A 6000-nucleotide genomic window follows, 5' to 3' on the forward strand; every position below is an offset into this window, starting at 1 on the left:
GTGTCAACTATAGTTAACAACCCTTTTCCCGTTTTTGTGTTATTAAAAAAAGGGGCATCATGCCCCTTTCATTTTACGTTAAAACATCGCGTAACCTTGCAGGTAGTTTAACCACCACCTGAATTGCTCCCACTCCGTGCCTTTCATCGCAGGAATGCGCGTTTCCCAGCCTTTGACAAGAGAATCCGCAAGCTGTACGATTTGATGCGTTGACATTTTAAAACCTCATTCAGTTTTGTTTGTCGATAACGTGATCAGGTTGTAGTAGCAACCTGATCACACCTTTCAGCGCTTTACTTTTCATCCTCCTTTTTTTTCCACGTTAAACATTCTATATATTCCTTTAAACTTAAAACCTCGTCACCTTCTTTTAAAGAATCGAAATAAATTTCATATTCTTTTTCATACATTTCTAAGGTTCCTTTATCCATCGTGTTTATTCCCTCTAAACTGGCAGGGTTTCCCCCGCCGTTATGGTTAGTCGATAATTTCAAAATCAACATTAGAAGGATTTACGCCGCATTTTTTGGCGATAATCTGGATCAAGTTTTCCAAATCAGCATGGCTTTTCACTTCAAATGTTTTAGAAATACCGTAGCTATTCATGAACGCTTTACCGTCCTGAATTTCAGCTTTAGTGAAAGAGAATTTAAAGGTGGCTGGATAGGTGAGATTTAAGATGGTTTTCATTTTTTAACTCCTGCCGCTGTGCGGCGTTGGTGATTGAGGTTTTTCCCTCTCGATGTAGTAATAATAGGTCATTCATGACCTATTGACAAGTGATTTATTATTAACAACGATTAATTTTGTGATGGGTTTCATGCTTTTTAAATCCGCGCCAGCGGATGAAAGGGGCGAACCGATGCCGCAGAAAATCCCCGCCATTTCATCGCCCCGAAGCGCGGCGCAGCCGCTACTGTGTCCACCGGAAACGTCATACCTTCTTGCCGCCCTGTAAAGCCCAAACGGGATCACCGACGACGACAACGCCGATTTGCGCCGCAGAATGCCGCAGTTAGCGCGAGCGTAGCGAGTTCACGCCGTCCGGCTGCAAGTCGGGCGGGGCGCTGTACTGCGCGTGTGAGCGTCAGCGAACTACGGGTGCAATGCCTCGCGCTTGCACAAAACATAATCAGGATGCTCGCCAGCCAGTAACAAAAGATAGTTAAATTCTATTGGCGATAGTGTTGTATTGCTGGCTGTCGTTTGTGGTTCTTCCTTACGCCGCCATGATCGCGCGGTCATTCCGAACATTTCCGCACATTCTTTCTGCGTTAGCCCTATTTTTTTTCGCAAAATTTTGATGTTTTCAGGCGTATTAATCAGCATGTAGCCCCTCGATTTCTTCAACCATCTGAACAATTATTGACTTATCTTTCTCCCTTAAACCATTTGCATTAAAATCTATATCCTCGAAATTATTTTTAGTAAAACTAAAATCACTGACCGTTTTCGTTGTTGCTTTAGTTTTCCCCTGAGTCAATTTTTTAGAAAATGTTTTAACCCTTTTTACAAGATGATATATATCACCTTCCTTCTCAAGATAATATTGAGCATCGCCCTTTGACTTTTTCATAACTGTTTTATTGCTCCTGTTAGTTTAATCAACTGATCCACGCTCAAACCCTGAACAAAAAGCCCGTAACCGTTGAAATGATCGGTAATTTTTCCATCAAGCCCGTTTTCCGCTTTAAAGCCCGTCAATGCATTATGCCAGTGATTCAGTGTTACAAGCTGCGCCAACATCCCTTTGATGATTTTTTCCTGCTCCTGCGCGTCCCGTTGCTTCTGCTCTGCTTCCTGCGCCTTTGTTACATCCTCCTGTGCCTGTATCAGTATTTTACGGCGTATATCGTCGGCAATGCCCGTGGCGTTTCGTGACGGCGACACGGTACACCGTGCGCCGTATCCGTGCCACTGGCGGGATTCAACGAAACCATGAATCACCAGACGGCCTTTATCTTCCCGTACCGTGATAGCGTAACGCTTTAGCGCTGGCGTGGTGAGTTTTACCCGGTACGGGCAATCATCAAGCAGATTGACGCGCCAGCCGTTCCCCAGCAGACGGGCGACGACTTCAAAAACGGGTTTATAGCGTTCAAAAAATGAATTCATGCTTAACACTCCTTCCGGTAACACATACTTTGTTTGTTGTGTTTGGGGGCTTGCGCCCCCGTTCCGGTTATGCGCGGTTTTCAACTTTCTGAAAACCTGTAGCCTTGCGCTGACCTGTCGTGCCGTACATTTCACGGATTTCGTCAATGCTGTGTTCTTTGCGGTTACGGCTCGCCTTATACTCGTCAGGGCGGTAAAACCACATTTGCTTTTTGCTCGCCCATTTGCAGCCCAGCGCCTTGATCGCGTCCTTGTGCGCTTTTGTGTCGCCGCTGATCCAAATCCAGTTACCTGCCACTTCGAAAATCACGCCTGGCATACCCTGTAAAGCATTGAGCACGTTTTCTAGTTCTTCCCCGTAGTTGTATCGGGCGCTATCGTCGCTGCTTTGAGCTTCATTGATGCGGTCGATATTCTGCATCAGAAAATCATATGCGGCATTAACGGCTTTCATCATTTCCGCTGCTGTCGGATTCTCGCGGTTTTTGTCAGGATGAAATTTTAGCGCCGCCTGTTTGTAGGCTTTTTTAACGTCCTGCTCGGTCAGTTCACCTGAAAGGCCAAAGATATTAAGTGCTTGCTGAATATTCATTTTTTAGCTCCTGCCGCTGTGCGGCGTTGGTGATTGGGGTGTTCCCCCTCTTGATATAGTATATCATAGGTCATTTATGACCTACTTACAAGTCTTTTTGAGGTTTTTTTATGTTGCTCTGGCGATGGGAATCAGAATACCGCTGGTACGAGGCCGAAATCTTGTGCGACTTGTTCGGTGACTGGCTGATCGTCCGGCGTTGGGGCGGGCTGTACAGTGACCGCCACGGCGAAAAAACGGAGGTCGTGCCGGATCTGCTCTCTGGCGTAGCCGTGCTGTTTGCCATCGACAGGGAAAGAAAGACCAGAAAACCGCCCTACAAACGCCTGTAACCCCTTCTGTGCTGTTAAGCCCATTTTTTCGCAACACGGCACAGTTTCACCAGAAAATCGCTCCTGTGGCGTTTTAGCCCGTCAGAATCAAAGAAATCCAGCCAGAATGATCGCAGCGCTCGCCGCAAGAACGGATTAGGGAGCGGCAACGCCGCGAGTCTGTCAGTTCGAGGAAGCGCAATATCATCAGGTGCTGATATGAGCACGGTCACACGAAGGTTAAATTTTGCACGATTTGCTTTTGGGTAGGTTTTGCAGGTGCCTGGATGATCTGCACCCCGCTTGTCTGCAAAGTTATCCACAGGTTCAGGGGGTAAAAATCGGTTAATAGATCAGTTATGTATGAGTTAAAAGAAGTTAAAGGGAAAATAACGATTGTAATATGCTGATATTAAAGGGTAAACACGATGCACCGGTTTTTAAATCCCGATAGTTGGTTTTTAAATCCCGATAGTTGGTTTTTAAATCCCGTGTACGTGGTTTTTAAATCCCGTGCGGTTATGGCACTTTTCCACAAAAAAAAGGGGCAGTGTTGCCTCAAAAGCGCCCGTTTTGGTTGACGTGGTTTTTAAATCCCGATATAAAAGGTGTAAGGTTTTTAAATCCCGATAATTTTTCTTTGGAAACATGGTGTTTTTATGTTGCCAGTGGTTTTTAAATCCCGAATCGACGAGTAAGCAAAGTGCTGGTAACACCTTGCTTACTCTGACCACAACCCTGATTAGGCCAGGACTGAGGCTATGCATGATCCTAACGAGATAGAGCGAGAACGCAACTTGAAAACCCTACGCCCCCGTAAACATGAAATTGACTTCTTCATCGCTGATGAAGTGGAGTTATCCGGCTTTCGTGACGAGATGGCCAGTATGGAGCATCCTTTTTTTGCCCTAAAAGGAGGGGACGATAAAGTCAGAGAGTATGTAAGCGGTAACGTGATTCTGACCGTAAGGCCGTCCGTGGGGATAGGTCTTGCGACAGTTTTTGATAAAGATATCTGGATTTATGCAATATCGAAACTGCAAGAAGCCATCAATAATGGGGAGGGAACAAGCCGTGAAGTTTATTTCACTCCTTATGATTTTTTTGTTACGACTAATAGAGATAAGGGAGGTAAATCATATAAGGAATTAGAGAAAGGGCTGGATAGATTGAAAGGAACTACTATTAAAACCAATATACTGTATTCTGAGCAAAAAAATGAATTGGCAGGTTTTGGTCTAATCGATGACTGGAAATTGAATGTAGAAAAGAAAGGCAAGCTAGATATAGGCATGGTTATGATAAGATTACCTGAATGGCTTTATCAGGCATTGCAAAAAAAGAAAATTTTAAAAATAAGCCCTGATTATTTCCGCATTCGTAAGGCCATTGACAGACGCATTTATGAGATTGCCCGTAAACATTGTGGTAATCAGGGTGAGTTCCAGATTAGCCTTGAAAAGCTACATTTGAAAACAGGAAGCTCCGCTCTGCTAAAAATGTTCCGGCATAACGTCAAGCAGCTTGCTAAGACCAACGACTTACCTGATTACAGCATCCAGTATGATCTTGAACGCGATATGGTAATGTTTACAAATCGCAATTTAAAACCGGAACAAGTTGAAAAGGAGCAAAAACGTGAACAGGGCAAGCGTGAAATTCATAAAATCAAAAATCAATTAAATGAAGGAAAAAATGAAAAGGGAAAACAATCAGGCAGGAAGTACGTTGTAGATATTTGTAATCCGGGTGAACCAGATAGCGAAATCCCACCGGGATTCAGAGGGTAATGCCATGACTAAAATCTATCAGTTTCCGCAAGGCAATGAACGTAACGCCTACAGGAATGCGGTAAAAAAGGAAAAGTCTAAAAAACTTGCCATAAAAGCGCGAGGGAAAGTAATGGCGTTAATATCCTGGTGTTTTCTATGGCTACGTACAGCGATTGCAACGGCAATTCATTTTGTTATTGTAATGGCATTGGGGATATTCGGGGCGTTTAAGAACTGGATACTGACTTTCGGTATTCTGTATTATCTGTTGATCACGTATGCCCTGCCAAAGGCGGTTAACAATCCGACTGAGCAAATGTTGATAATTGGGGGATGTTACCTGTCTGCTCTGCTGGCCGTTCCGCTCGCTAACTGGATGAATAATACCTTCCCTGTTCACTGGCTCCTCGGATTGAATGGCAGAGAGCCGGAAAAGGAAAACTTAAAGGATGAAGATTATGCAGCGAACGACTAAAAGCGTCATTTCGATGATTGTTCTTCTTATGATCCCGCTGTTTGTTGATGCCGGTGAAGTGCGAGTAGGTTTCTCTCCATCAGGAAGTGCGCAAAAACTGGTGTTAGAGGCAATTGGTGAAGCTCGCGTAAGCGTAGACCTCGCCGCTTATTCTTTTACCAGCAAACCTGTTAGTCTGGCGCTGTTACAAGCAAAAAAACGGGGTGTGTTAGTCCGGGTGGTTGCAGATAAAAAGGCCAACGATGATCGGTATACAGCAGTAACCTTTCTTGTACACAAAGGGATTGAAGTACGATTAAACGGGAACTATGCTATTCAGCATAACAAATTCCTGGTAGTAGACGCTAAATCTGTTCAGACAGGGAGTATGAATTACACAAAAAGTGGTGATAGCCGTAATGCAGAAAACGTAGTTTACCTGCGTGATATGCCTGAAACAGCGAAGCAGTACACACGTGAGTTTAACCGGTTGTGGGCGGAATCAGAGAGAATCGATGCCAAATATTAACACAAGACCCGGGAACTATGCTATTCAGCATAACAAATTCCTGGTAGTAGACGCTAAATCTGTTCAGACAGGGAGTATGAATTACACAAAAAGTGGTGATAGCCGTAATGCAGAAAACGTAGTTTACCTGCGTGATATGCCTGAAACAGCGAAGCAGTACACACGTGAGTTTAACCGGTTGTGGGCGGAATCAGAGAGAATCGATGCCAAATATTAACACAAGACCC

General features: G+C 44.4%; 12 protein-coding genes. 5 read left to right on the plus strand and 7 right to left on the minus strand.

Annotated elements, in window-relative coordinates:
* Positions 1-78 precede the first annotated feature (78 nt).
* The 7 genes from GF617_RS23555 to GF617_RS23585 form a co-directional block, all read right to left on the minus strand.
* A complete protein-coding gene (locus tag GF617_RS23555) occupies positions 79-216 on the minus strand; it encodes a hypothetical protein (RefSeq protein WP_165592931.1) in 138 nt (45 codons plus the stop codon).
* Positions 217-293: 77 nt separating this feature from the next.
* On the minus strand, positions 294-431 hold the full coding sequence (locus GF617_RS23560; RefSeq protein WP_161400388.1) for a hypothetical protein: 138 nt from the start codon (positions 429-431) through the stop codon (positions 294-296).
* Positions 432-477: 46 nt separating this feature from the next.
* A complete protein-coding gene (locus GF617_RS23565; protein WP_058998981.1) occupies positions 478-690 on the minus strand; it encodes a hypothetical protein in 213 nt (70 codons plus the stop codon).
* Positions 691-1095: 405 nt separating this feature from the next.
* Complete coding sequence (locus GF617_RS23570; RefSeq protein WP_072223385.1) at positions 1096-1329, minus strand: DNA-binding transcriptional regulator; 234 nt, start codon at positions 1327-1329, stop codon at positions 1096-1098.
* On the minus strand, positions 1319-1576 hold the full coding sequence (locus tag GF617_RS23575; protein ID WP_058998978.1) for a hypothetical protein: 258 nt from the start codon (positions 1574-1576) through the stop codon (positions 1319-1321). Before GF617_RS23575 ends, GF617_RS23570 begins: the two co-directional genes overlap by 11 nt.
* Entirely contained in the window at positions 1573-2115 is a 543-nt protein-coding gene (locus tag GF617_RS23580) for a hypothetical protein (protein ID WP_203452571.1), read from the minus strand. The genes GF617_RS23575 and GF617_RS23580 overlap by 4 nt, the downstream gene beginning before the upstream one ends.
* A gap of 67 nt (positions 2116-2182) precedes the next feature.
* Entirely contained in the window at positions 2183-2707 is a 525-nt protein-coding gene (locus GF617_RS23585) for a J domain-containing protein (RefSeq protein WP_114120323.1), read from the minus strand.
* Positions 2708-2817: 110 nt separating this feature from the next.
* Between GF617_RS23585 and GF617_RS23590 the strand changes: the two genes are divergently transcribed.
* The 5 genes from GF617_RS23590 (at position 2818) to GF617_RS27385 (ending at position 5990) form a co-directional block, all read left to right on the plus strand.
* The gene (locus GF617_RS23590; protein ID WP_101984788.1) at positions 2818-3039 is read left to right on the plus strand and encodes a hypothetical protein; all 222 of its coding nucleotides are present in this window, start codon (positions 2818-2820) and stop codon (positions 3037-3039) included.
* Positions 3040-3779: 740 nt separating this feature from the next.
* Positions 3780-4808 (plus strand): replication initiator protein A, encoded by a 1029-nt coding sequence (locus tag GF617_RS23595; RefSeq protein ID WP_203452572.1) that lies wholly within the window; start codon positions 3780-3782, stop codon positions 4806-4808.
* A 4-nt stretch (positions 4809-4812) separates the two neighbouring features.
* Positions 4813-5265 (plus strand): hypothetical protein, encoded by a 453-nt coding sequence (locus GF617_RS23600; protein WP_203452573.1) that lies wholly within the window; start codon positions 4813-4815, stop codon positions 5263-5265.
* Positions 5249-5773: a phospholipase D family protein gene (locus GF617_RS23605; RefSeq protein WP_058998965.1), complete on the plus strand. Its 525-nt coding sequence runs from the start codon at positions 5249-5251 to the stop codon at positions 5771-5773. The genes GF617_RS23600 and GF617_RS23605 overlap by 17 nt, the downstream gene beginning before the upstream one ends.
* Complete coding sequence (locus GF617_RS27385; protein ID WP_203452574.1) at positions 5760-5990, plus strand: phospholipase D-like domain-containing protein; 231 nt, start codon at positions 5760-5762, stop codon at positions 5988-5990. Before GF617_RS23605 ends, GF617_RS27385 begins: the two co-directional genes overlap by 14 nt.
* The last annotated feature ends 10 nt before the right edge of the window (positions 5991-6000 follow it).

It is taken from the genome of Lelliottia sp. RWM.1 (assembly GCF_016859735.1).
GTDB lineage: Bacteria > Pseudomonadota > Gammaproteobacteria > Enterobacterales > Enterobacteriaceae > Enterobacter.

What these genes read in the sequence shown, in the direction of transcription:
- GF617_RS23555 (WP_165592931.1), bottom strand. Translation starts at nt 216, where the DNA reads ATGTCAACGCATCAAATCGTACAGCTTGCGGATTCTCTTGTCAAAGGC.
- GF617_RS23560 (WP_161400388.1), bottom strand. Translation starts at nt 431, where the DNA reads ATGGATAAAGGAACCTTAGAAATGTATGAAAAAGAATATGAAATTTAT.
- GF617_RS23565 (WP_058998981.1), bottom strand. Translation starts at nt 690, where the DNA reads ATGAAAACCATCTTAAATCTCACCTATCCAGCCACCTTTAAATTCTCT.
- GF617_RS23570 (WP_072223385.1), bottom strand. Translation starts at nt 1,329, where the DNA reads ATGCTGATTAATACGCCTGAAAACATCAAAATTTTGCGAAAAAAAATA.
- GF617_RS23575 (WP_058998978.1), bottom strand. Translation starts at nt 1,576, where the DNA reads ATGAAAAAGTCAAAGGGCGATGCTCAATATTATCTTGAGAAGGAAGGT.
- GF617_RS23580 (WP_203452571.1), bottom strand. Translation starts at nt 2,115, where the DNA reads ATGAATTCATTTTTTGAACGCTATAAACCCGTTTTTGAAGTCGTCGCC.
- GF617_RS23585 (WP_114120323.1), bottom strand. Translation starts at nt 2,707, where the DNA reads ATGAATATTCAGCAAGCACTTAATATCTTTGGCCTTTCAGGTGAACTG.
- GF617_RS23590 (WP_101984788.1), top strand. Translation starts at nt 2,818, where the DNA reads ATGTTGCTCTGGCGATGGGAATCAGAATACCGCTGGTACGAGGCCGAA.
- GF617_RS23595 (WP_203452572.1), top strand. Translation starts at nt 3,780, where the DNA reads ATGCATGATCCTAACGAGATAGAGCGAGAACGCAACTTGAAAACCCTA.
- GF617_RS23600 (WP_203452573.1), top strand. Translation starts at nt 4,813, where the DNA reads ATGACTAAAATCTATCAGTTTCCGCAAGGCAATGAACGTAACGCCTAC.
- GF617_RS23605 (WP_058998965.1), top strand. Translation starts at nt 5,249, where the DNA reads ATGCAGCGAACGACTAAAAGCGTCATTTCGATGATTGTTCTTCTTATG.
- GF617_RS27385 (WP_203452574.1), top strand. Translation starts at nt 5,760, where the DNA reads ATGCCAAATATTAACACAAGACCCGGGAACTATGCTATTCAGCATAAC.